This window comes from Lentzea sp. NPDC060358 (assembly GCF_042725365.1).
Classification (GTDB): domain Bacteria; phylum Actinomycetota; class Actinomycetes; order Mycobacteriales; family Pseudonocardiaceae; genus Lentzea.
Window position 1 is genome coordinate 1 of record NZ_JBHXCW010000106.1, and the last position, 25118, is coordinate 25118.

At 71.2% G+C, this 25118-nt stretch carries 18 protein-coding genes and 1 tRNA gene; 9 read left to right on the top strand and 10 right to left on the bottom strand.

Translation table 11 applies throughout. The features are described 5' to 3' along the window. Positions 1-147: 147 nt before the first annotated feature. The 5 genes from ACFWGZ_RS22290 to ACFWGZ_RS22310 form a co-directional block, all read right to left on the bottom strand. The gene (locus ACFWGZ_RS22290; protein ID WP_382453495.1) at positions 148-1119 is read right to left on the bottom strand and encodes a ribose-phosphate diphosphokinase; all 972 of its coding nucleotides are present in this window, start codon (positions 1117-1119) and stop codon (positions 148-150) included. 14 nt (positions 1120-1133) lie between these two features. Continuing rightward, positions 1134-2606 (bottom strand): bifunctional UDP-N-acetylglucosamine diphosphorylase/glucosamine-1-phosphate N-acetyltransferase GlmU, encoded by a 1473-nt coding sequence (gene glmU, locus ACFWGZ_RS22295; RefSeq protein WP_382453479.1) that lies wholly within the window; start codon positions 2604-2606, stop codon positions 1134-1136. 47 nt (positions 2607-2653) lie between these two features. Beyond that, positions 2654-4342 carry a GGDEF domain-containing protein gene (locus ACFWGZ_RS22300; RefSeq protein WP_382453480.1) on the bottom strand — a complete coding sequence of 563 codons (1689 nt, stop codon included), beginning with the start codon at positions 4340-4342 and terminating at the stop codon, positions 2654-2656. 32 nt (positions 4343-4374) lie between these two features. After that, positions 4375-4445 (bottom strand) — tRNA-Gln (locus ACFWGZ_RS22305). Between the two features lie 88 nt (positions 4446-4533). Next, on the bottom strand, positions 4534-5676 hold the full coding sequence (locus ACFWGZ_RS22310) for an alpha/beta hydrolase family protein (protein WP_382453481.1): 1143 nt from the start codon (positions 5674-5676) through the stop codon (positions 4534-4536). 97 nt (positions 5677-5773) lie between these two features. Here ACFWGZ_RS22310 and ACFWGZ_RS22315 point away from each other — a divergent pair, with 97 nt between their 5' ends. Beyond that, a complete protein-coding gene (locus tag ACFWGZ_RS22315) occupies positions 5774-6373 on the top strand; it encodes a TetR/AcrR family transcriptional regulator (RefSeq protein WP_382420601.1) in 600 nt (199 codons plus the stop codon). Positions 6374-6466: 93 nt separating this feature from the next. On the opposite strand, the gene ACFWGZ_RS22320 is transcribed toward ACFWGZ_RS22315, so the two are convergent. Then, on the bottom strand, positions 6467-7576 hold the full coding sequence (locus tag ACFWGZ_RS22320; protein ID WP_382453482.1) for a PQQ-dependent sugar dehydrogenase: 1110 nt from the start codon (positions 7574-7576) through the stop codon (positions 6467-6469). Positions 7577-7583: 7 nt separating this feature from the next. Further along, positions 7584-8117, bottom strand: a complete 534-nt coding sequence (locus ACFWGZ_RS22325; protein ID WP_382453483.1) for a DUF4291 domain-containing protein — start codon at positions 8115-8117, stop codon at positions 7584-7586. Positions 8118-8142: 25 nt separating this feature from the next. Here ACFWGZ_RS22325 and ACFWGZ_RS22330 point away from each other — a divergent pair, with 25 nt between their 5' ends. The 5 genes from ACFWGZ_RS22330 (at position 8143) to ACFWGZ_RS22350 (ending at position 17628) form a co-directional block, all read left to right on the top strand. After that, a complete protein-coding gene (locus ACFWGZ_RS22330; protein ID WP_382453484.1) occupies positions 8143-8883 on the top strand; it encodes a maleylpyruvate isomerase family mycothiol-dependent enzyme in 741 nt (246 codons plus the stop codon). A gap of 117 nt (positions 8884-9000) precedes the next feature. Further along, positions 9001-12555 carry a transcription-repair coupling factor gene (mfd, locus tag ACFWGZ_RS22335; protein WP_382453485.1) on the top strand — a complete coding sequence of 1185 codons (3555 nt, stop codon included), beginning with the start codon at positions 9001-9003 and terminating at the stop codon, positions 12553-12555. A gap of 14 nt (positions 12556-12569) precedes the next feature. Further along, the gene (locus ACFWGZ_RS22340) at positions 12570-13511 is read left to right on the top strand and encodes a hypothetical protein (RefSeq protein WP_382453486.1); all 942 of its coding nucleotides are present in this window, start codon (positions 12570-12572) and stop codon (positions 13509-13511) included. Beyond that, positions 13508-14428 (top strand): MazG family protein, encoded by a 921-nt coding sequence (locus ACFWGZ_RS22345; RefSeq protein WP_382453487.1) that lies wholly within the window; start codon positions 13508-13510, stop codon positions 14426-14428. Before ACFWGZ_RS22340 ends, ACFWGZ_RS22345 begins: the two co-directional genes overlap by 4 nt. A 68-nt stretch (positions 14429-14496) precedes the next feature. Further along, positions 14497-17628: a PDZ domain-containing protein gene (locus tag ACFWGZ_RS22350; RefSeq protein WP_382453488.1), complete on the top strand. Its 3132-nt coding sequence runs from the start codon at positions 14497-14499 to the stop codon at positions 17626-17628. 408 nt (positions 17629-18036) lie between these two features. Here the strand turns inward: ACFWGZ_RS22350 and ACFWGZ_RS22355 are convergent, their stop codons facing one another. The 3 genes from ACFWGZ_RS22355 to eccE all read right to left on the bottom strand — a co-directional run bounded on the left by ACFWGZ_RS22355 (position 18037) and on the right by eccE (position 21880). Next, positions 18037-19599, bottom strand: a complete 1563-nt coding sequence (locus ACFWGZ_RS22355) for a S8 family serine peptidase (RefSeq protein ID WP_382453489.1) — start codon at positions 19597-19599, stop codon at positions 18037-18039. 230 nt (positions 19600-19829) lie between these two features. Beyond that, positions 19830-20555, bottom strand: a complete 726-nt coding sequence (locus tag ACFWGZ_RS22360; protein WP_382453490.1) for a hypothetical protein — start codon at positions 20553-20555, stop codon at positions 19830-19832. Further along, a complete protein-coding gene (eccE, locus tag ACFWGZ_RS22365) occupies positions 20552-21880 on the bottom strand; it encodes a type VII secretion protein EccE (RefSeq protein ID WP_382453491.1) in 1329 nt (442 codons plus the stop codon). Before eccE ends, ACFWGZ_RS22360 begins: the two co-directional genes overlap by 4 nt. 159 nt (positions 21881-22039) lie before the next feature. Between eccE and eccB the strand changes: the two genes are divergently transcribed. From eccB to ACFWGZ_RS22380, 3 genes are all read left to right on the top strand, one after another. After that, on the top strand, positions 22040-23647 hold the full coding sequence (eccB, locus tag ACFWGZ_RS22370; protein WP_382453492.1) for a type VII secretion protein EccB: 1608 nt from the start codon (positions 22040-22042) through the stop codon (positions 23645-23647). Positions 23648-23714: 67 nt separating this feature from the next. Beyond that, positions 23715-24032, top strand: a complete 318-nt coding sequence (locus ACFWGZ_RS22375) for a hypothetical protein (protein ID WP_382453493.1) — start codon at positions 23715-23717, stop codon at positions 24030-24032. 11 nt (positions 24033-24043) lie between these two features. Next, positions 24044-25118 (top strand): WXG100 family type VII secretion target (locus tag ACFWGZ_RS22380; RefSeq protein WP_382453494.1); only part of this gene is annotated, 1075 nt, incomplete at its 3' end.

The following is a 25118-nucleotide window of genomic DNA, read 5'->3' on the forward strand; positions in this document are numbered from 1 at the left end:
TTTGACACCCCTCCTCGCGTGCAGCAAGAGCTGTGGCGCGACTCGTGACGGGGACTCCACCGCGGAGAGCTTCGCTCAAGAGCTAAAAGCTGCTCGGCTTCGCCTTCGCCTTCGCGGCGTCCTCGCCTTCGGCTTCGGCTTCGCGTGTTACGCGTTGCCGTCGAACAGGCTGGTCACCGAGCCGTCCTCGAAGACCTCCTGGATCACCCTGGCCAGCAGCGGTGCGATCGAGAGCACGGTCATGTTCGGGAAGCGCTTCTCCGCCGGGATCGGCAGCGTGTCCGTGAACACGACCTCGCGGGCGCCCGAGTCCTGCAGGCGTTGCGTCGCGGGGCCTGAGAGGATGCCGTGGGTCGCGGCGATGACCACGTCCGAGGCGCCCTCGTTCAGGAGTTGCTTCACGGCTCCCGCGATGGTGCCGCCGGTGTCGACCATGTCGTCGATCACGATGCAGAGGCGGCCCTCGACCTTGCCGACCACCCGGTTCGAGACGACCTCGTTCGGGCGGAGCGGGTCGCGGGTCTTGTGGATGAACGCGATCGGGGCGCCGCCCAGGGTGTCCGCCCACTTCTCGGCCAGCTTCGTGCGGCCCGAGTCGGGGGAGACGACGGTGATCTCGTGGCCCGCGTACTTGCCGCGGATGTGGTCCGCCAGCAGGGGCATGGCCCAGAGGTGGTCGACCGGGCCGTCGAAGAAGCCCTGGATCTGGGCCGTGTGGAGGTCGACCGAGACCAGGCGGTCAGCGCCCGCGGTCTTGAACAGGTCGGCGACCAGGCGGGCCGAGATCGGTTCGCGGCCGCGGTGCTTCTTGTCCTGGCGGCTGTACGGGTAGAACGGCATGATCACGGTGATGCGCTTGGCGCTGGCGCGCTTCAGGGCGTCGACCATGATCAGCTGTTCCATCAGCCACTGGTTGATGGGGTTCGTGTGCGACTGGATGACGAAGGCGTCGCAGCCTCGGACGGACTCCTCGAAGCGGACGAAGATCTCGCCGTTGGCGAAGTCGTAGGCCTGCTGCGGGGTCACCGTGACGTTGAGGTGCTTCGAGACCTCTTCCGTCAGTTCCGGGTAGGCACGCCCGCCGAAGAGCATCAGGTTCTTCTTCGGTGTGCCGGGCATCTGCGGGTTCACGGTCAGCGACCCTCCTCTGTCTTCTCGTCGGCATTCTGCTTCGCGAGGGCGTCTGCCGCTGCCTGGGCGGCGGCGGTGCCCTCACGACGGCTGAGGACCCAGCCTTCGAGGTTGCGCTGTGGGCCGCCGGACACCGCGAGTGCGCCCGGTGGGACGTCGCGGCGCAGGACGGTTCCGGCACCGGTGTAGGCGCCGTCGCCCACCGTCACCGGCGCCACGAACATGTTGTCCGAGCCGGTGCGGCAGTGGGAACCGACGATCGTGCGGTGCTTGTGCACGCCGTCGTAGTTGACGGTGACGGACGCGGCGCCGATGTTGCTGTGGTCGCCGATCGTCGCGTCGCCGATGTAGGACAGGTGGGGGACCTTCGAGCCGTTGCCGATCGTCGAGTTCTTGGTCTCGACGAACGTGCCGATCTTGCCCTTCACCCCTAGAGCGGTGCCTGGGCGCAGGTAGGCGAACGGGCCGACGGTCGCGTTGTCGCCGATCACCGAGTCGCTGCCGTGCGTGCGCACGACCGAGGCGCCCTCGCCGACCGTCACGCCGGACAGGGTCGTGTCCGGGCCCACGGTCGCGCGCGCGCCGATCACCGTGCCCGCGCGGAGCTGCACGTTCGGCTCGATCAGGGCGTCCTGGCCGACCGTCACGTCCGCGTCCACCCACACCGAGGCCGGGTCGACGACGGTCACGCCGCCGCGCATCAGGCCCTCGACGATGCGGCGGTTCATCTCGGCGCCGACGGCCGCGAGCTGCACGCGGTCGTTGATGCCCTCGACGAGCCACGGGTCGGACGCGATCAGGCCGCCGACGCGCAGGCCGTCGCCGCGGGCGATGCCCAGGACGTCGGTCAGGTAGAGCTCGCCCTGCGCGTTGTCGGTCGACAGCCGCGACAGGCCGTCGCGCAGCACCGCCGCGTCGAACGCGTACACGCCGGAGTTGATCTCGTTGATCAGCTGCTCGGTCGCGGAGGCGTCCTTCTGCTCCACGATCCGCTGCACGGTGCCGTCGGAGTCGCGGACGATCCGGCCGTACCCGGTGGGGTTGTCCACCACGGCGGTCAGGACCGTGACGGCGTTGCCGGCGGAGGAGTGCTCCGCGAGCAGCGCCTGGAACGTCCGGGTGTCGAGCAGCGGCACGTCGCCGTAGCTCACGACGACCGTGCCGCCGAGGTCGTCCGGCAGCTCGGCCAGGCCGCACGAGACGGCGTGGCCGGTGCCCTTCTGCTCGGCCTGCACGGCGACGGTGACCTTGCGGCCCAGCGCTCCGGCGAGGTTCTCGAGATGCTCAGCGACTGCTTCACGGCCGTGGCCGACGACGACGGCCAGGTGGTCGGGGTCTGTGCCGGCCGCCGCGCGCACCGCGTGTTCCACGAGTGAGCGTCCGGCGATCCGGTGCAGCACCTTGGGCGTGGACGACCGCATGCGGGTGCCTTCCCCGGCGGCGAGCACGACCGTGCTGACAGGGCCCTCGAGCATCAATGCTCTCCCTAACAGGCTGGGTGGTTCGAAGTCCGCGGACCAGCCTAAGCCTCCGCGGACGGCTCCCCCGCCACAGCCGCCACCTGGCAGCCGCCCTGGCGCTTCGCCACGTACATCGCGGAGTCGGCGCGCGACAGGGCCTGGTTCGCGGATTCGCGGGGGCGCAACGAGATGACGCCCACCGAGAGGGTCACCCCGCGGGAGAGGTCGATTGGCAGTCCTGCCACCGCATCCACGGCCCTGCCCAGTGCCGCCTCGGCCGCGTGCAGGGGAGCGCCGGGCAGCAGGACGACGAACTCGTCGCCGCCGTAGCGGGCCACCATGTCGTCACCCCGCAAAGCCTGCCGGAGTGTGCTGGCAATCACCCGAAGAACATCATCACCCTCGGCGTGCGAATGCCGGTCGTTCACGCCCTTGAAGCCGTCGAGGTCGACCAGGGCGATGGAGAACGGGTTCACCTGCCCGGCGATGAGCTCGGCCATCTTGTCGTCGAGCGCGCGGCGGTTCGGCAGGCCGGTCAACGGGTCCTGCAACGCCTGCTGCGCTATCGCGCCGTGCGCACGTGTCAGCCGTTCGTGCTCGCGGCGGGTCTGCAACGTGGCCACGCGGGCCTCCCGCATCTGCCACAGCTCGAACTCCAGCGCCGCGTTGTAGGCCTGCAGCGCCGACGTCGTGTGCGGTCCGCTGAGGTGCGCGTACTCGCGTTCCAAAGACAGCAGGAGCGACGGTTCCGACGTGTCGTGCTCCATCTGCGTGCGGGTGTCGTCGAGGACCTTGAGCGCGTCGTCCAGCCGGTTCGCGTCGACCAGGCACCGGGCGAGCGCGATGGCGACGATGATCAGCTCCCGCGCGTACATCGACAGGCCGCGCAACGACCAGAGCCGGTCCAGGTGGTGCTCGCCGGGGCTCGTGAACGCGTGCGCGGCGCCGAGGATCGGCACCTGCTCGGCGGCGTCGAGGTCGCGCCGGCCGGGGTGCAGCGACTGCCGGAACGGCACCTCGGCGGCCTCGGCCAGGCCGGACGCGACGCGGAACTGCTCGTGCGCGGCGTCGTCCAGCTTCACCCGCTCGAGGCGCAGGCCCCAGCCGATCCGCAGCCGGGCCCTGTTGACCAGGTGCACGTAGATCTGGTGCGGCTGGCCGCTCTCGCGCAGCGCGTTGTTCGCGCCCGCCAGCACGTCGTCGGCCATCTCGTAGACGCCCAGCTGGGTCAGCACGAGCGCGATGTCCTGCAGCGTCGTGGCCAGCAGCTGGTCCCACGTGCGCTTGTCGAAGACCGGGTCGACCTCGGGTTCCTCGTCGAGCATCATCGCGAGGGCCGACGCGATCTCGGTCAGCGCCTTGTCCTCGGCGTTGCCCAGCAGGAACCGGCGCCCGCGCAGCGCCCGCGCGTCCGCCTCCAGCACGATCAGGCCGTGGCGGCGGCAGTGCGCCAGCATCTCGTCGAGCTGGGGGTCGGACATGTCGACGAGCCCCGGCGTGACGAGCCGGACCACGGCCGCGGCACGGAGCAGCTGCGCGACGATGCGAGGCTCGCCACGGCCCTGCGCCTCGGCCAGGATGTGGTCGATCTCGGAGGCCGCGTCGAGCTGCGCGGCGAGGTGGCTGCTCTGGGCAACGGCGACGAGTTCGCTCGCGCGGCCCACCAGCCACGCGTCGGACATCTCGTGGTGGCGGTGGCCCACGTTGCCCTGCTCGTCGACCGTTTCCTCGGGCAGCTTCGCACCTCCCAAGACACCCTGACCCTGCGCCCTTCAAGGCCCTGCTCCGCCACCAGGATTCGAACCTGGACCATCTGAACCAAAATCAGAGGTGCTGCCTTTACACCATGGCGGAAAGGGTGCGCGTGCACCCGTCCTGCGCACATGGTGTCACGAGACCTCCCGCCGTTGTCCAACCGCCACTCGTCCGGCTCAGGTCATGATCACGATTTCACGCCGATCGACCTGGTCAGGAAGTCGCCGAGAGCCGTTCGATACGTGTCCGTCGCCACATTCCAGCCGGAGGTGTGGTCGGCTCCGGGGATCTCGACGTACTGCAGCGGCCACCCCAGGCGGCCGGCCGCGGCGGCCAGGTCGCGCGAGGACCGGGCGGGCACCGTGCCGTCGGCGGTGCCGTGCAGGACCAGCGTCGGGGGCTTGACCGCGGGCGGGTTGGCGACGAGGTCGAACCGGTCGAAGTCGAGGTCGGCGCGCCAGCCGGAGACGACCTCGGCGACGGGCGTGAGCCAGGTCGGCACGCCGCGGTTCTGCGCCTGCAGGTTCAGCGTCTGCGTCCAGTTGGTGACGGGGGAGTCGAGCACGACCCCGCTCACGGCCGGGGCGAGACTCGACCGGGCCAGCGTCTGGCCGACGATCGCACCGCCCATCGACCACCCGTAGAGGACGACCTTCTTCGCGCCCCGCGCCTGCGCGTACTTGATCGCGGCCTCGACGTCGTGCCACTCGGTGTCGCCGAGGTGGTAGAGCCCGTCCGGCGACTTCGGCGCCCCGGCGTCGTTGCGGTAGGTGATCAGCAGGACGGGCAGCCCGGCCCTGTTGAGCTGCGGGACCACCCGCAGGGCCTCCTCGCGCGACGCGCCGCGGCCGTGCACGGTGATCACCCAGGTGTCCTGGTTCGCGGCCGGCACGAGCCAGGCGGGCATGTCGCCGAGCTCGGTCGGGACCGCCACGTCGCTGTAGACCAGGCCGAGCGCCGACTTCGGGGTGCCGTCGTAGACGTTGGTCTCGATGCGCACCTTGGTGCCCTCCGGCGGTGCGGTGCCGTCGAGCAGCGGCCGTGTGACGCGGCCGTTCTCGTTCGAGGCGACGTCACCGACCTTCGCGGCGCCGCCGGGCCAGACGATGCCGAACGTGCCGCGCAGCGTCGTCAGCTTCGACTCGGCCAGCACGACGTTGCGGTCCTGCCCGCCGAGCGCGGTCTCGGGGAAGCGCTGCGGGACCGCCTGCGCGGGCTTGAGCAGCTCGTTGCTGTAGTACCAGCCGATGCCGCCGAGGGCCGCCGTGACCAGCACGAGCAGGACGAGCAACGAGATCGTGGTGATCCGGATGATCTTGCGTCTGGCCATGTGCCGATGATGCCGGGTCGAGGTCTCGATTCCACGCGGCGCCGCGCGGCAGGCCGGGACCTGGTGTTTGTAGGCTGGCTCGGTGGCCAGGGTCAGGATGACCGGCAAGGAGCGCCGGGAACAGCTCCTGGACGTCTCCCGCGCCCTGTTCGCCGAGAAGGGCTTCGAGGCGACCTCGATCGAGGAGATCGCCCACCGCGCGAGCGTGTCCAAGCCCGTCGTCTACGAGCACTTCGGCGGCAAGGAGGGCATCTACGCCGTCGTGGTCGACCGCGAGATGCAGCGCCTGATGGACCAGATCGTCGAGGCCCTGGACGGCGGTTCGCACCCGCGTGAGCTGCTGGAACGGGCCGCCTGCGCGCTGCTCGACTACATCGAGGGCTCGACGGACGGCTTCCGCATCCTGGTGCGCGACTCGCCGGTGGCCTCGTCCTCGGGCACGTTCTCGTCGCTGCTCAACGACATCGCCTCGCAGGTCGAGCACATCCTCGGCCTGCACTTCGCGAAGCAGGGCTACGACCGCAAGCTCGCCGCGCTGTACTCGCAGGCCCTGGTCGGGATGGTCGCGCTGACCGGCCAGTGGTGGCTGGAGGCGCGCAAGCCGAAGAAGGACGAGGTCGCCGCGCACCTCGTCAACCTGGCGTGGAACGGGCTCTCGGCGATGGACCACCGGCCGAAGCTGCGCAGTCGTTCCTGAGCTGCGCTGATAACGATCCGCACCCCCTCGGACGATGTAGTCGGAGCATGACGCCGTCGCGCCGTTCGTCGAGGGGTCGAGCGGCCCGGCGGCCTACACGGTGCCGGCGAGCTTCAGCAGCTTGTCGTTCGAGCCGTTCGAGGTCGTGAGGTAGAGCGACCCGTCCGGCGCGGTCCTGGCGGCGCGCAGGCGGCCGTACTTGTCGTCGAGCTCGTCCGGGATGCTCACGTTCTGCACCTTGCCCGCCTGGTCGAGCGTGAAGAGCAGCAGCTTCGAGCCCTTGAGCGCGGTGACCGCGAGCTTGCCGTTCCAGAACGCCGCCTGGCAGATCGCCTCGGTCGGCGTGCCCGACGACCACACCGCCGCCACCGCGTCCGGGAACCGCTGCAGGTCCGTCATCGGCACGCTCTCGTCGTAGCCGCCCCTGGTGCCGCCCTCGGACGGGTCCCAGCCGTAGTTGGCGCCCGCCTTCAGCAGGTTGACCTCGTCGTCGGTGGACGGGCCGTGCTCGCTCGAGAACGCCTGGCCGGAGTCGGGCCGGAACACGACGCCCTGCACGTTGCGGTGGCCGTAGGTGTAGACGCGGCGCTCGTTGGCGTTCGACGAGCCGATGAACGGGTTGCCCGCCGCGCCCTCGCCGGTCTCGGCGTCGATCCGCAGCACCTTGCCGCCGAGGCTGGTGCGGTCCTGCGGGTTGCGGGCCTGCGCGATGTCACCGGTGGCGACGTACATCGACCCGTCCGGCGCGAGCGTGGGGCGGCAGCCGGAGTGGCGGCCGCTGGTGTTCGACGGCATGCCGGTGAGCAGGTCCTTCACCTTCGTGGCGCGCGTCCCGTCCAGCCGGTAGGTGACCAGCCGGACGTCCTCGGTCGTGTTGAAGCAGACCGTGAAGCGCTCGTTGTCCGGGTGCACGACGAGGCCCATCAGGCCGCCCTCACCCCGTGCCTGGATGTCCGCCAGGTCGATGTCGACCGGGGTGACCTGGCCGTTCTTCACGAGCTTGAGCGTGCCGGGGCGTTCGGTGACGAGCACCGCCCCGTCCGGCAGGAAGCCGAGGTCCCACCCGTGCTGGAACCCGCCGGCGACCTCCTCGACCTTCAGGCCCTGCGGCGCGGGGGCCTTGGACGGCGCGGTGCCGCCCGGTTCGGGGGAGGAGCAGGCAGCAAGGGCCAGGACCGAGACTGCAGCAACGAGTGCGCGCATGTCCCAACTATGCGTTTTGTGCCGTGGTGGTTCCGTAAGGCCGTTCGGGCGGAAGCAGCGCACGGGCGCCGTCGAGGTCGTGGGCGAGCACCTTCTCGTGGACCTGACGTGCGAGAGGAGTCACGTCGGTGATGGCGATCGTCCACTCGTGGACATACTTCTCGACGGCCTCGCGGGTCAGGCCGATCTGGATCGACCGGTGCGGCAGCGCCTCGTGGTGCAGGCCGCGTTCGGGGTCCCACTGCACGCGGACGGACGGTTTGCCTGGGATGCGGCTCGACACGGCGTGCGCGACGGCCCAGTCAAAGCCCTCGCGGGTGATGCGGACGGCCAGCACGCGTTCCTGCCCCTCCTTCCGCGCGTAGCCGCAGCGGTACATCATCCAGAGGAACGACGGCTTGATCCACGTCATCCGCTCCATCTTGAACGGCGGCACAAAACGCTGCGCCGCCACGGCCGGATCGGCGATCGCGGGCGAGTAGGCCTGGTAGACCACGATGGACTGATCGTCGTAGTCAGCCCGTATTTCCCTTTGCTCCACAGCGACGGGATGTTAGACACCCCGCGTGCACAACGCCCTGGGGTTTTCCGACCTGCTCCGCCTGATCGACGAACGCTCGGCCGCCTTCCGCGCCGCGATCGCCGCCGCTCCCAGCCTCGACGCCAAGGTCCCGACCTGCCCCGAGTGGACGCTCGCCGACCTGGCCGAGCACATCGGCGAAGGCCGCCGCACCTGGGCCGCCACCGTCGCCGCGGGCCCCGCGAGCACCAAGTCCACCGGCAGGGACGTGCCGATGCCGCGCGAGCGCGACGAGATCCTGACCTGGCTCGAAGACGCGACCCGAGAACTCCTGGACGCCCTCGAAGCGGCGGGCCCCGACCAGGGGTGCTGGGCCTGGTGGACCGGCTCGCCGCACACCGCCGGCGCCGTCGCCCGCCACCAGCTCCAGCAGCTCGCGGTCCACACCTACGACGCCCAGATCACCATCGGCGCCGCGGAACCGCTGCCGGTCGACATCGCGCTCGACGGGGTGGACGAGTTCCTGCAGACCTGCGTCACGACCGACTCCGCGTGGCCGCACGAACCCGCGACCATGGGCTACCACGCGACGGAGGGCCGGAGCTGGTGGCTGAGGTTCGACGAGAACGGCGCGCGCACGGTGTCCGAGACCACGCCGGCCGCCGAGTGCACCGGCACCGCCAGTGACCTGGTGCTCTTCATGTACGGCCGGCACGAACTGGGCGAGATGGACGTCCGGGGCGACCGGCGCGTGTTCGAGCGGCTGATCGCGTGGGAGCCCGCTTGAGCCGCGCCGCAACCACCCGATGAGGGGTCGCGCGAAGGGTTAAAGTGGTCGGTGAGACCCCTCGTCCCAGGCAGGGGTCTGTCCGGCGTTTCAGCACTGTGACCGGGGTTTCTCACTATGCCGCTGCTCGGCCTGCTCGATGGTGTCCTGCCCGACAAAGCCCTCCGCACGTTGATCGACTCCGCCGGTGTGCCCGAGCTGGAGCTGGACGGCCCGCTGGCCGCCCGCCCGCTCGTCACCGCGGCGCTGTCCACGGTCCGGCCGGTCCTCGCCGTCACGGCGACCGGCCGCGAGGCCGAGGAGCTCACGAACGTCCTCAAGGACCTGATCGGCCCGGACGCGGTGGCGTTCTTCCCCAGCTGGGAGACGCTGCCGCACGAGCGGCTGAGCCCGCGCGCGGACACCGTCGGCGCGCGGCTGCAGGTGCTGCGCCGGCTCAAGCACCCCGAGGGCGCGCCGATCAAGGTCCTCGTCACCACGGTCCGCAGCCTCATCCAGCCGATGGCGCCCGGTCTCGGCGACCTCGCTCCCGTGCACCTGAAGGTGGGCGAGGAGCAGGACTTCGTCGAGCTGATCACGCGCCTGGCCGAGAACGCCTACACCCGCGTCGACATGGTCGAGAAGCGCGGCGAGTACGCCACGCGCGGCGGCATCCTCGACATCTTCCCGCCCACGGCGGAGCACCCGTACCGCGTCGAGTTCTGGGGCGACGAGGTCAGCGAGATCCGGCCGTTCTCCGTGCAGGACCAGCGCTCGCTGCCGGAGGAGGTCGGGGACTTCGTCGCGCCGCCGTGCCGCGAGCTGCTGCTGACCGAGGACGTGAAGGACCGGGCCGCCGCTCTCGCGCTGGAGCACCAGTCGGACGCGCACCTGGCCGAGATGCTGGACAAGATCTCCGGCGGCATCGCGGTCGAGGGCATGGAGGCGCTGATCCCGGCGCTGTGCCCCGGCGAGCTGCAGCTGCTCACCGACGTCGTCCCGGCCGGCACGCACGTGCTGCTCAACGACCCCGAGAAGATCCGCGCCCGCGCCGCCGACCTGGTGCGCACCGGCCAGGAGTTCCTCGAGGCGTCGTGGATGGCGGCCGCGGGCGGCGGCAAGGCGCCGATCGACCTGGGCCGCAGCGCCTACCAGGGCATCGGCGAGATCTCCGAACACGCCAAGGCGAACGACCGCCCGTGGTGGACGCTCAGCCAGCTCACCACCGACGCGCCGGACGTGGTGCACCTCGACGTCAAGCCGGTCGAGGCCTACTCCGGCGACGTCGAGCGCGCGTTCGCCGACCTCAAGGCGCACACCGCGACCGGGGGTGCGGCCGTGCTGGTCGTGCCGGGCGCCGGCACCGCGCAACGCGCCTACGAACGACTGCGGGAGGCCGAGGTCTCCGCCGTCTGCCTCGACTCCCTCGACGAGGCGCCGAGGACGAGCACCGTCACGGTCGTGCGCGGCTGCCTGGAGGACGGCTTCTCGCTGCCGGACCTCGCGCTCGTCGTGCTCACCGAGACCGACCTGACCGGCGGCCGCGGCGGCACGTCCACCAGGGACATGCGCAAGATGCCGTCGAAGCGGCGCAACGCCGTGGACCCGTTGGCGCTCAAGGCGGGCGACTTCGTCGTGCACGAGCAGCACGGCATCGGCAAGTACGTGGAGATGGTGCAGCGCACGGTCGCGGGAGCCACCCGCGAGTACCTGGTGCTGGAGTACGCGTCGTCGAAGCGCGGCCAGCCCGGCGACCGGCTGTTCGTGCCGACCGACCAGCTCGACGAGGTCAGCCGGTACGTGGGCGGCGAGCTGCCGACGCTCAACAAGCTCGGCGGCAGCGACTGGAAGAACACGAAGTCCAAGGCGCGCAAGGCGGTCAAGCAGATCGCGGCCGAGCTCGTGCAGCTCTACGCGGCCCGCCAGTCCGCGCCCGGCCACGCGTTCGCGAGCGACACGCCGTGGCAGCGCGAGCTGGAGGACGCGTTCGCGTTCACCGAGACGCAGGACCAGATGGCCGCGATCGACGAGGTCAAGGCCGACATGGAGCGCGGCGTCCCGATGGACCGCGTGATCTGCGGCGACGTCGGCTACGGCAAGACCGAGATCGCGGTCCGCGCGGCGTTCAAGGCCGTGCAGGACGGCAAGCAGGTCGCCGTGCTGGTGCCGACGACGCTGCTGGCCCAGCAGCACCTCAACACGTTCTCCGAGCGCATGCGCCAGTTCCCGGTCAACGTCAAGGGGCTCAGCCGCTTCACCGACGCCGCCGAGTCGGAGCAGACCGTCGCGGGTCTCGCCGACGGCGAGGTCGACATCGTGATCGGCACGCACCGGCTGCTGCAGAAGTCCGTGCGCTACAAGGACCTCGGCCTCGTGATCGTCGACGAGGAGCAGCGCTTCGGCGTGGAGCACAAGGAGCACATCAAGGCGCTGCGCACGCACGTCGACGTGCTCACGATGTCCGCGACGCCGATCCCGCGCACGCTGGAGATGTCGCTCGCGGGCATCCGCGAGATGTCCACGATCCTGACCCCGCCGGAGGAACGGCACCCGATCCTCACCTACGTCGGCGCGTACGACGACAAGCAGGTCGGCGCCGCGATCCGCCGCGAGCTGCTGCGCGACGGCCAGGTCTTCTTCGTGCACAACAGGGTCTCGTCGATCGAGAAGGCCGCGCGCCGCATCCGCGAGCTGGTCCCGGAGGCCCGCGTCGTCACCGCGCACGGCCAGATGAACGAGGACCGGCTCGAAAAGATCATCCAGGGCTTCTGGGAGCGCGAGTTCGACGTCCTGGTCTGCACCACGATCGTCGAGACCGGCCTCGACATCTCCAACGCCAACACGCTGATCGTCGAACGCGGCGACCTGCTCGGCCTCGCCCAGCTGCACCAGCTGCGCGGGCGCGTCGGCCGCGGCCGCGAGCGCGGGTACGCGTACTTCCTGTACCCGTCGGAGACGCCGCTGACCGAGACCGCGCACGACCGGCTCGCGACGATCGCGCAGAACACCGAGCTCGGCGCGGGCATGGCCGTCGCGATGAAGGACCTGGAGATCCGCGGCGCCGGCAACATCCTCGGCGCCGAGCAGTCCGGTCACATCGCGGGCGTCGGCTTCGACCTCTACGTGCGGCTGGTCGGCGAGGCCGTCGAGGCGTTCCGCAGGCACGCGGGCGCCGACGGCGGCGAGGTCGAGGAGGAGCTCGCCGAGGTCAGGGTGGACCTCCCGGTCGACGCGCACATCCCGCACGAGTACGTGCCGGGCGAGCGGCTGCGGCTCGAGGCCTACCGCAAGATCGCGGCCGCGGCCGACGAGGCGGCGCTGCAGGCCGTCTGGGACGAGCTCAAGGACCGCTACGGCACGCCGCCGGAACCCGTCGAGCGGCTGCTCGGCGTCGCCCGCCTGCGCCACACGTGCCGCCGCCACGGCGTCACCGAGGTCATCGCGATGGGCCAGAACGTGCGCTTCGCGAAGCTGGAGCTGCTCGACTCGCAGCTGGTCAGGCTGCGCCGGCTGTTCCCGAAGGCCGTCTACAAGCAGGCCGTCGGGACGGTCACGGTGCCCAGGCCGACGGAGGGTGCGGCGGGCGGCCGGATGGGTGCACCCCAGCTGCGCGACCAGCAGCTGCTGGACTGGTGCGGTGCGTTCCTCGACTCACTCTCGGGGACACCCGTGACCCCGGTCACGACGGCGTGAGAGGGTAGGTCCTCGTGAGCACTGTTCTGAAGCGTTTCTCGCTGGTCGGTGTTGCCGTGGCCCTCCTGGCCACCGGATGTGGCACCGGGCCCGCCAAGGCCGGCTCGGCCGCGATCGTCGGCGACCAGACGATCGGCCTGGAGACCGTCCAGGACCGCACCGTGACGGTGCTCAAGAAGGAGCCCGCGGCCCAGCGGATGCAGGACCAGGGCAAGCTCGACGGCGTCTCGCGGCTGGTGCTGGCCGACGAGATCGTCCACCGGCTGGTCGACAACGCCGCGAAGCGCGAGAACATCACGGTCGACGAGACCAAGGTGTACGACGCGGTGCAGGAGAAGGGCGGCCCGGAGGCGGCCTCCAAGGAGAGCGAGCAGGACCCCAGCACGATCTACCGCCGCCAGCGCGACGCGCTGGCCATGGGGGAGCTCGCCCGCCGCAACCTCTCCACGCTCGAGGTCGTGATGGACTACTTCCAGGTCAAGGACCCGAAGGAAGCCAAGGAGAAGGCCGCGGAGGTCGCCGCCGACCCGTCGAAGATGGCGCGGTTCATCCAGGAGGCCCCGCGCACGACGAGCGGCCAGCAGGCGGCGGCGGCGAACCAGAAGGTCCGCGTCACCGAGAACCCGTCGCTGGTCCAGACGACGCTGTGGAGCGTGCGGCCCGGCACGGTCGTCGCCTTCCCGATCGGCCAGCAGCAGTCCAGCTGGATGGTCGCCGTCGTCAAGGAGCGCAACGAGGTCTCGCCGACGCCCGGCGAGGAGGACCTGCTCGAGCGCGTCGACCCCGAGCTGCTCGCCGCGTTCGGCCTGCGGATCGCGCAGTACCTGTCCGCGGACCTGAACATCGAGGTCAACCCGCGCTACGGCGTGTGGGACCCGACCACCGCGGCGGTCGTCGCCACCGAAGGCGAGAAGGCCGGCTTCGTCGGCGTGCCCGCGACCAAGAACAAGTCTTGATCACCGTCGTCGTCCTGAGCGAGCGGCTCGGAGCCGTGCTGCCCGCCGCCGCCCTGCCCGCGTTGCGCACGGCCACCGCCGTCTACGCGGGCGAGGGCGTGCCCCTGGAGTCCTGGTCCGCCCTCGGGGTCGACGGGCCCGCGCCCGCGGTCGTGGAGGACGGCGCGGTGGTGATCGCGACGTCGGCAGAGGCCTACCCGGACGCCGGCGTGATCACGACGCCGGAACCCCTGGGCTCCGGTCTGCTCGACGCCGCCGCCGTGATGCACCGGCTGCGGTCGCCCGGCGGGTGCCCGTGGGACGCCGAGCAGGACCACCTGTCGTTGCGCCAGTACCTCGTCGAGGAGACCTTCGAGCTGCTGGAGGCGATCGAGGACGGCGACCGCGCCGCCATGCGCGAGGAGCTCGGCGACGTGCTCCTGCAGGTGCTCTTCCACGCGCGGGTTGCCGCCGAGGACCCCGAGGACCCGTTCGACGTCGACGCCGTCGCGGCCGAGCTGGTCGCGAAGCTCGTCGGCCGCCACCCGCACGTCTTCGAGGGCGGCGACCCGGCGGTGCACGACGCCACGTCGCAGGAGCACCGGTGGGAGGAGCTCAAGCAGGTCGAGAAGCGCCGCGAGTCCAGTGTGGACGGTGTCGCGCTCGCCCAGCCCGCGGTGGCGCTCGCCGCGAAGCTGGTGCAGCGCACCGGGCGCGCGGGGTTCCCGGTCGACCTGCTGCCCGAGGGCGACGACACGGGCACGACGCTGTTCGCCGTGACCGCGCTGGCCAAGCTCGCCGGGGAGGACCCGGAGACGGAGCTGCGCCAGGTCTGCCGCCGGTTCGCCGCGAACGTCCGCGAGGCGGAGGCCAAGGCGCGGGCCGAAGGTCTTGATTCTCTTGCAGCTGAAGACTGGCACCGGTTTTGGCCCTCCTGAACCGGTGACCGTGGGCTAACGTCGATCGCGTGACTTACCTGCGGTATCCGCATCTTCGCGGTGACTTGGTGACGTTCGTGGCCGAGGACGACGTGTGGCTCGCCCCCGTCGACGGAGGAAGGGCCTGGCGCGCGTCCGCCGACCAGGTGCCGGCCCGCTCGCCGCGCATCTCGCCCGATGGCACGCAGCTGGCGTGGGCCAGCACCATCGACGGCGCCCCCGAGGTGCGGGTGGCCCCTGTGGACGGTGGCCCCGCACGCCGGTTGACGCACTGGGGCGTCGTCCGGACGGCGGTGTCGGGCTGGACACCGGACGGGCGGGTGCTCGCCGTCTCCAGCACCGGCCAGATGTCGAGGCACCGCAAGCAGGCGCACGCCGTCCCGCTGGACGGCGGGCCGTCCGAGGTGCTGCCGCACGGGTGGGTCAACGACGTCTCCCACGGCCCGGAAGGCCAGGTCGTGGTGTCGTCCAGCTACATGCAGGAACCCGCGATGTGGAAGCGGTACCGCGGCGGCACCGCCGGCAAGCTGTGGGTGGACGTCGACGGGTCCGGCGACTTCACCCGCATCCTCGCGGACCTGAGGTCGACGCTGGCGAACCCGATGTGGGTCGACGGCCGGATCGCGTTCCTGTCCGACCACGAGGGCGTCGGCAGCGTGTACTCGGTGCTGCCCGACGGCACCGACCTGCGGCGCCACTCGTCGGGGGAGTTCTACGCCCGCAACGCCTCCAGCGACGGCTCGCGGGTGATCTTCCACCAGGCCGGTGAGCTCTGGCTGCTCGAGGGCCTGTCCGACCTGCGCAAGCTCGACATCCGGCTCGGCGGTCCGCGCACCGGCCGGCAGCCGCACCACGTCAAGGCCTCCGGCGACGTCGAGTCGTTCAGCGTCGACCACACCGGCCGCGCCTCCGCCGTCGAGGTCCGCGGGTCGGTGCACTGGGTGACCCACCGCGACGGCCCCGTCCGCGTGCTGGCCGACAGCTCCGACGTGCGCGCCCGGCTGCCGAAGGTGCTCGGCGAGACCGGCGGCGTGGTGTGGGTGACCGACGCCGAGGGCGAGGAGGCCCTGGAGATCGCGCCGGTCGGCGGGGTCGAGCCGGGCGGCACCGCCCGCCGCGTCGCGTCCGGTCAGCTCGGCCGGGTCATGTCGCTCGCCGCCGCCCCGGACGGCTCGCGCGTCGCCGTGGCCACGCACGACGGCCGGCTGTTGCTGGTGGACGTCACCTCCGGCGAGGTCCGCGAGGTCGTCCGCGGTGCCAACGCGCACATCACGAACCTCGCCTTCTCGCCCGACTCGTCGTGGGTCGCGTGGTCGCACCCCGGGCCGGCCTCGTTGCGGCACATCAAGATGGTGAACACGACCGACCTGTCCGTGGTGGACGTGACGCCGCTGCGGTTCGCGGACTTCGCGCCGACCTTCACCGAGGACGGCAAGTACCTCGCGTTCCTGTCGATCAGGACGTTCGACCCGGTCTACGACGCGCACGTGTTCGACCTGTCGTTCCCGACGGGCTGCCGCCCGCACCTCGTGCCGCTGGCCGCGACCACGCCGTCGCCGTTCGCGCCGATGCACGGCGGCCGCCCGGCCGGTGACGACGACAAGGACTCCGAGAACGACGACGAGAAGACCCCGGTCACCAGGGTCGACATCGAGGGTCTCGCCGACCGCGTGGTCCCGGTGCCGGTCGCCGCGGCCGACTACGTCGCCCTGAAGGCGGCGCGCGGCGGCCTGCTGTGGCTGCGCCGGCCGCTGCTGGGAGTGCTCGGCGACAACCTGGCCTCGCCCGAGGCCAGCCCGCCGCGCACGGCGCTGGAGCGGTTCGACTTCGCGAAGCAGAAGACCGAGTGCCTGGCCGACAGCGCGGACGCGTTCGCGGTCTCCGGCGACGGCAAGCGGATGGTCGTGGAGGACCGCGGCGACCTGCGCGTGGTGCCGACCGACAGCAAGGCCGACGAGGACTCCGCCGACCACGTGGAGATCGACCTGGCGCGGGTGCGCGTCGTCGTCGACCCGGCCGCGGAGTGGGCGCAGATGTACGCCGAGAACGGCCGGCTCATGCGCGACCACTTCTGGCGCACCGACATGGGCGGCGTCGACTGGCAGGGCGAGCTCGACCGCTACCGGCCGCTGGTGGCCGAGGTGGGCAGCCACGACGACCTCGTCGACCTGCTGTGGGAGGTCCAGGGCGAGCTGGGCACGTCGCACGCCTACGTGTGGGGCTCCCCGTCGGACGTCCCCGCGTCCCGCCGCCAGGGCCTGCTCGGCGCCGACCTGGTCCGGTCCGGCTCCGACTGGGTCGTCGAGCGGGTGATCCCGGGCGAGACGTCCGACCCGCACGCCCGGTCGCCGCTGTGCGCCCCCGGCGTGGCGGTGAGGGCGGGCGACGTCCTAGTCGCCGTCGACGGCCGCCCGGTCAGCCTGGCGGGCCCCGGCGCGCTGCTCGTCGGCACCGCGGGCAAGCCCGTGGAGCTGACCGTGCGGCCGGCCGGCGGCGGAGAGCTGCGCCGGGTCGTCGTGGTGCCGCTGGCCGACGAGGAGCCGTTGCGCTACCACGACTGGGTGGCGAACCGCCGCGCGTTCACGCACGAGCAGTCCGGCGGCCGCGTCGGCTACCTGCACGTGCCGGACATGATGGGCGCCGGCTGGGCCCAGCTGCACCGCGACCTGCGGGTCGAGCTGGCCCGCGAGGCCCTGGTCCTGGACGTCCGCGAGAACGGCGGCGGCCACACCTCGCAGCTCGTGATCGAGAAGCTCGGCCGCAAGGTCATCGGCTGGTCGGTGGCCCGCGGCTACACGGCGTCGGAGTCCTACCCGCAGGACGCGCCGCGCGGCCCCGTGGTCGCGGTGGCCGACGAGTACGCGGGGTCCGACGGCGACATCGTCAACGTGGCGATCAAGGAGCTCGGGATCGGGCCCGTCGTCGGCGTGCGGACGTGGGGCGGTGTCATCGGCATCGACATGCTCTACACGCTGGTGGACGGCACCTTGGTGACCCAGCCGAGGTACGCCTCCTGGTTCAAGGGCCACGGGTGGGCCGTCGAGAACCACGGCGTCGATCCCGATGTCGAGGTGGTCATGACTCCGGCTGATCGGGTCGCTTCGCGGGACCCTCAGTTGGAGCGGGCTGTTTCGCTCGCGCTGGAGAACTTGGCCGCTTCGCCTGCTGCTCGTGCTCCGGAGTTGCCGCCGTTGGTGTGAGGGTTCCCGTTTACTGCTCGGGGCTCCGCCCCGGACCCCGCCAGCTGATCAAAGACCGGGCCGGCGCCGTCTGCGGGTTGATGGCACGCCTGGTGCGTTGGGCGGCTGCGCGTTGCGCAGTCGGGTTGCGGTGGGGTGACGGGACCACCCCACCGGGCTCGCTCGCTCAAAGCCAAGAGCCAAAGCCAAGAGCCAAGACTGCTCGGCTTCGCCTTCGCGTCTGCTCGCCTTCGGCCTCGCGGGCTGTCGAACCGGCCCGGCCGTTCCTGATCTCCTCCTGCCTACCCGGATCCCTTCGGTGGCCTCTCCGCGCGCTCAGCGGGCCGCTCAGCGCCTTTCCTGGCCCGCACAGGGACAGGAGCCCCCGGCGGGGTGCCGGGAGCTCCTGGGGTCAGGTGGGGGTGGGGGTCAGATGTCGAGCGTCCACGAGTCGATGTAACCCGTGTCCTGGCGGTAGTTGTCGCGGACGCGCAGCTGCCAGGTGCCGTTGGCGTCCTCCGTCGAGACGCTCACCGGGTAGGTGGCCTTGAGGTCGTCCGCGCTGTCGTTGCCGTTGGTGACCTTCAGGAGCTTCACGGCGCCCGAGGGGGCGATCAGGGCCAGTTCCAGGTCGCCTCGGTAGGTGTGCTTGATGTCCACGCTCACGGAGGCCGGGGCGCTGGCCTTGCCCAGGCAGTCGGCGATGGTGATGGACGACGTCACGGAGCTGGCGTCCGGGATGGCCGTGTCCGTGTCGTTGGTGGCCGTCGGGCATTGGCCCGGGGCGTGGCCGGGGGCCGTGCCGGTGATGTGCAGGAGCTTGTTCGGGGAGCCGGTGCCCGCGTTGGTCACGACGTCGCTGGTGGCGTTGTCCACCAGGGCGTCGCGGACTTCCTGCGGGGTCGCGTTGGGGGACGAGCCCAGGTAGACCGCCGCTGCGCCGACCACGTGCGGGGTGGCCATCGAGGTGCCGCTGATGGTGTTGGTGGCGTCGTCGTTCGTCAGCCAGGCGCTGGTGATGTCGCGGCCCGGCGCGAAGATGTCGAGGCAGGTGCCGATGTTCGAGTACGACGAGCGCGCGTCGGTGCGGTCGGTCGAGCCGACGGTGATGGCGTTCGGGGTGCGAGCCGGGGAGGTGTTGCAGGCGTTGGCGCCGCTGTCGTTGCCCGCGGCGAGGCCGTAGGTCACGCCTGCGGCGATGGAGCGGCTCACGGCGTCGTCGACGGTCTGGTTCGCGCCGCCGCCGAGGGACATGTTCGCCACCGCCGGCTTGGTGGCCGGGGCGTTCGTCACCTGCTCGGTGACCCAGTCGATGCCCGCGATGACGCCCGCGAAGGTGCCGGAGCCGGAGCAGTTCAGGACTCGGACGCCGACCAGCTTCACGTCCTTGGCGACGCCGTACTTCGTGCCGCCCACGGTTCCCGCGACGTGGGTTCCGTGGCCCTGGCAGTCGGTGGCGTCGTCATCGTTGTCAACGGTGTCGCGTCCAGACACGGCCCGGCCGCCGAAGTCGCTGTGGCTGAAGCGGATGCCGGTGTCGATGATGTAGGCGGTGACGCCCGCGCCGCGGTTCGGGTGGGTGTAGCTGTCGTCCAGCGGGAGCGTGCGCTGGTCGATGCGGTCGAGGCCCCACGACGGGGTCGGGGTCTGGGTGTCGGTCAGGTGGACCTCGCCGTCCTGCTCGACGTAGGAGACGGCCGGGTCCGCCGCCAGGCGCTTGGCCTGGGTTTCGGACATCTGCGCGGAGAACCCGCGCAAAGCGGACTTGTAAGTGTGCTTGACCGTGGCGCCGTACTTGGCGCTCAGCGCCTCAGCGCTGGTCGTGCTCACGTCCTTCAGTACGACGATGTAGTTGTCCTTGACCGCGCCGGACGCACCGAGGTTGCGAATCTCCCCCTCGGGCGCAGCGGTGGCGGAGACGGACGACAGGACGAGTGCGGTGCCCGCCAGCAGTCCGATTCCAGCCGCTCGTCTGGCCCACGATTCTTCCATAGCAGCAAGCTCCCTCGTCGCAGGGTAGTGCAGGTGAGAGTTTTCTTAGTGGCGCGGACTGATTGGCCACAAGACGGTCCACGAAATTGCCTTCCAATGGCGAATCAACAGATTTGAGCGTTATGTGAATTAATTGGTTCCGCTGAGCTATGGACAAAACAATTGTGCCCCGAACGATGAACCGTTCGGGGCACAAGTCTCCACTGGATATGCCCGGTCGGGCACTCCCGCTAATCGCCGCGGCGGACCGCTCCGAGGATCTGCTGCTCGGCGGGCGTGGTGTACAGGCGCAGGTGCGCCCACATGTCCTGGCCCATGGCGATGACCTGGTCGTCCTTGAGCTGCGTGAGCTGCTGGAACATCTGCGGCCGCAGGCGCCACATCTGGCCCGCCAGCTGCGCCTGGCCCATCGGCAGGCGCTGCAGCAGCACGAGGTCCGCGTTGTTCGCCGTCGACGAGGCCTGCGGGTGCAGGTACGGCAGCACGTACATCGTGGTCTGCCACGGGGCCCGCGGCGGGAAGAGCTCCTGCGGGACGTGGCCGCCGTCGTGGATCACCAGCAGCGGCATGTCCTCGGTCGGGCGCGGGAGGTCCGCCGGGGACAGGCGGCGCAGCTGCACCAACTGGGACGGACGGCCGTCCGGGCCCTGGCCCGCCGCGCGCACGACCGGCTGCCACGCCTGGGGGCGGCCGGTCGCGATGATGATCCACGCGCCGGTCGCCATGGCGCGCACCGCGATCTGGCGGGCCAGGTAGAGGCCTCCCACGACCACCATGCGGGTCGGCGTCGGGCGCAGCACGGACACGCTGAGCGGCTCGCCCTTCGTGCCCTGGCCGAGCATCATGCCGCCGCGGTCGCCACTGGGGCTGACCAGGTCGAGCATGGTCGGCGACACCAGGAACTCCGGTGCCACCGCACCGCGGCCGCGCGAGTCGAGCAGACGGGACGAGCTCATGCCACACCTCCCAGCGGCAGCGTCGCGGCGAGGCCGGCGAGCTGCATGCCCCGCAACGGGGTCAGCGTGATGTCGAGCTTGTCGCTCAGCTTCGACAACTGGTCGTCCGCGCGGTCGAGCTCGCTCGGCGTGCGGGCGCTGACCCGCACCAGGCCGCGCAGCGAGACCTGACCGTCCTCGCGCGACGGAGCGATCGACATCGCGAGCGTGGACGAGAGAGCGCGCACACCGGTGAGCGAGTTCAGGTTGCCCTTGAGGCCCTTGGACGGCCAGCCGGTGATCGCGTAGCTCGCGTGCCCGACGCCACCGGCGGTGACGCCCGACCACTTCTCGCGCAGCGAGACCGGGTTGGTGTTGCCGACGGCGGCCGTCAGCTCGGCCGACGAGATCGCCGCGCGCAGCAGCTCGTCCGAGTCGAGCGGGCGGATCGTGACCCCGGCGGACTCGAGGGCGTTGCGGACGCGCGACAGCGCGCCGATCAGGGCCCGGTGCGCGCCGACGACGCCGCCGCCGCGCTCCCGGATCGCCTCGCCGCAGCGGCGCGGGTCGAGCCGGACCGTGATCCACGTGGTGCGCCGGGCCGCCGCGGGCAGCGGGCCGAGCACCTCCATGTACGAGCTGACCGCGGGCGAGTTCGGCGGGAGCGCCGCGCTGCCGGGGTAGCAGTGCCAGATCACCGTGATCGCGTCCAGCACGACGCCGCGGTCCTCGAGGCACGGCACGAGCGCGCCCAGCGGCAGCGACGGTGCCGTGCCGATCGCGGAGATCAGCGGCGGGGTCGGGTCGACCAGCAGCACCGCGGTCCACACGCCGTCGTGCCACGACAGCGCGAGCGGGCGGCGTTCGTGGTCGACGCCCTTGGCGATCACCAGGTCGGGGATCGCGAGGCGCAGCAGCGCGACGCGCGGGTCCTCGGGGCCGAGCACCTGCAGCTCGTCGTCACCCGGCTTGGACTCCGACGGCTCCTGGCGCTGCGCGGTGCGGTGGTGCGACCGGAAGCTGTAGCGCAGCCGGACGCCGATCCACTGGGTGAGCCAGCGGCCGCGCTTGCGGGCGAACGCGAGGACGAGTGCGATGAAGAGCACACCGCCCGCAATTGAGACGGAGACGACGTTCAGCGCGCCGTTGGCCTCCTTCACGCCCATGAGCGTGAGAACCAGGAGTGCGATGGCGAGACCGACCTCGATCGTGACTACGTTCGAGACCGGCAAGGAACCAAGACTGACGTTCGCCGTTCTGCGGCGGACACGCCCGACCGGACGAGGAGGCGCGGGTGCCTGCTGGCCAGGACCCCCTGGTCCACCGGGACCCTGCGGCCGTGCCATCCCTGGATTGGGCCGGGGCGGATGTGGAGTGGTCACGGACATCCGTTGTGGTCTCTTTCCCCTCGACGGTCGGTGGGCTTGGCGAACCGGCCCACGAAGCAACCTGCGTCCGGCTATCCTGCCGAACCGTACCGCGACTGGGAGAGCAGCGAGCCGAGAATGGCATCAACACCCACCACCAAGTCACAGGTCCAGGCCTACCAATTCGTCCTGCGGCGGATGCAGTCCGCTCTGGTCCGCAGAGACGCGGTGATGCTGCATGACCCCATGCGCAACCACTCGCGTGCGACATCGGTCGGTGTCGTCCTGGGCGTCGTCGGTCTGCTGGGCTTCCTCGTGTTCGGGCTCTTCAAGCCGTCACCGAAGCTCGACGACCAGACTCAGATCGCCATCAGCAAGGAGACCGGCCAGGTCTACGTCGTGGACGCGTCGCCGCGGCGGCTCATCCCGATGACGAACCTGGCGTCGGCCCGGCTGCTGTGGTTCTCGCGCAACAGCCCCGACCAGCAGGCGGGCGGCGGCGACGCCCCCGGTGGCACGGCGGGCACCGCGCAGGGCGCCGCGGGCGGCGAGCCGAAGCTCGTGAGCGAGTCGGCGCTCGCGAACCTGCCGCGCGGCAGGCTCACGGGCCTGCCCGACGCCCCGGACGTGCTGCCGAACCCCGGCCTGCGGATCGACGCCCAGTGGTCGGTGTGCGACACGCTCGACCTCGACGAGTTCCGCGAGAACCAGGCGGCGGAGAACCAGATCAAGACCTCCGTCATCGCCGGTGTCAGCAGCGGCAACCCCGAGCTCGGCGACGAGGCCGTGCTGGTGCAGCAGCGGACGGGCGCCAAGAAGGCGTACCTGATCTACAAGAAGCCCAACAGCCTGCGCGACATCTCGTCGTCGACGGTCAGGGCCGAGGTCGACCTCAAGGACGACAAGGTCATGAACGCCCTGCGGCTCAAGGGCAAGCAGCCGCGCGCGATCAGCACCGCGCTGCTCAACGCCATCCCCGAGGTCGCGCCGCTGGCCGCGCCGGACGTGCGCAACCAGGGCAAGCAGGCCTCGTACGTCACCGAGACGCGGGTGAACGTCGGCGAGGTCGTCGAGGTCAACCTGACCGGCACCGCGCAGTTCATGGTGGCGCTCGAGGACGGCTTCCAGGACGTCGACCAGACCGTCGGCGACCTGCTGCGCTTCGCCTACTCGAACGCCAAGGAGCCGATCAAGATCTCGCCGAACGCGGTCTCGGGCAACAAGAACCCGAAGAACCCGCTGACGCTCGACTCCTACCCGGCGCGGATCCCCACCACCCTCGAGGCGAACGCCGGCAACACCGTCGTGTGCCTGGGCTGGAAGGCCGAGAACTTCACCGAGCAGACCAAGGCCGAGCACACCTCGGTGACGGTCGGCTCCGCGCTGCCCGGTCCCAAGGAGATGACCCCGGTCGCGCTGAACGCGGCGGGTGCGGCGGGCGAGATCATCGACCAGTTCCTGATGCTGCCGGGCAAGGCCGCCGTCGTGCGGGCGAGCCAGGGCAAGGGCGACTTCGGGACCGGGCCGGTGCAGGTCGTGACGGGTCGTGGCGTGCGCTACGGCGTGCCGGACGCGGCCACCGCGTCGGCGCTGGGCCTCGACGGGACCTTCCCGCCGGCGCCGAACCAGATCCTGAGCCTGCTGCCGATGGGCCCGCAGCTCAACAAGAACGAGGCGAACCGCAGCTACGACGCGATCCCCGCGCCGAAGGGCACGATCCAGGATCCGCAGGCGGTGCAGAAGTAGCGGAACCGGTCCGGGTGCCGCACCGTCGGAACCAGGCAAGCGCACCCGGACTCGTCAGGAGAACGCAGTGGCCGGTCGGATTTCCGTCGATCCCGAGTGGTTGGAGCAGTACGCCGACCGGATCGACGGCACGACGGACGACCTGAGGCGCGTGCGGGACGCCATGAAGGTGTCCCCGCTGCGTCCCCAGTCGTTCGGCGAGATCGGCAGGACCGCCGGCACCGCCCAGGCTTACGCGCGGGCGGCCGAACTGCTCAACTCCCAGCTCGCCCGCGCCTGCGACACGCTCGACGCCGCGGCCAGGGGCCTGCACGCCGTCGCGCGGCAGCACGGCCACCAGGAGGACGAGAGCCTGCAGCTCGTCAAGAAGGCCGACCGGCGGTAGGGGGCTTCGTGATGACGGGCAGCAACGCAGACGGCAGGCAGATCGCGGCCGCGGTCGCCCCGGAGCTCGACTACCTCTCGCGGCTGAGCCGCAAGCTCGGTGTCGTGGACCTCGTGCACGAGTTCTTCGACCCGCTGGTGGGCGACTGGAACGACCTGCGCGAGGAAGCCGAGCGCTGGCGCAAGGCGGCGAAGGTGACCGAGGCGGTCACGAAGCACGTCGCGGCGCCGCTGGGCGGGGTCGACGCGCGCTGGGAGGGCAGGGACGCCGACGCGTTCCTCGACCACATGCGCAAGGTGGGGCTCGCGGGCGGCGACATGTCCGACGCGATGAGCGCGATGGCGGACGCGCTGGAGGAGACCGCCGAGGGCGTGCGCGACATCGTGCAGGACATGGCGCACGTGCTCGCCGACGCCGCGGACTCGGTGTCCGGCACGGCCTCCCTGCCGCTCGACGGCGACCAGCGGGCCGTCAAGCACCTCGAGGAGCTCAAGCACCCGGTGCGGGAGCTGCACGAGTCCGCGCGGCAGGTCATGGAGGCGTTCCTCAAGCTGTGCGACGAGGTCTCCGGCGAGGCCGAGGGCTTCGGCGCCGTGCGGATGGAGCACCGCTACCCGGACCAGGACTGGACCTACGCCGCGCCCGCCAAGTCCGAGCCGAAGGTGCCGGAACCGGCCAAGGCGTCGGCGACGGCCGCCGCGGGCACCGGTGGCGCCTCGACCGGCGGCGGGGTCGGCGCGGGAGTCGGTGCCGGTGGCGTTGGTGGCGGGGTTGGTGGCGGTGTCGGTTCGGTCGGCGCTCCGGCCGCGGCCGCGACCCCCGCGCAGCCGATGCAGTTCGGCGGCTCCACAGGCGTCGCTGAGCAGCTCCCGCCCGCCCAGCAGGGTGGTGGCACCACCGGAGCCGCCGCGGCCGCTGGTGGCCGTCCTGGAGGCGCGCCCGGCGGCATGATGGGCGGCATGCCCATGATGGGCGGCATGATGGGCGGCGGTGGCGGCCAGCAGGGCGGCGACAAGGAGCACAAGCCGCGGCAACGGCTCACCGGCTCGATCGAGGACCTGCTCGGCAAGCCCAAGAAGGCGGCGC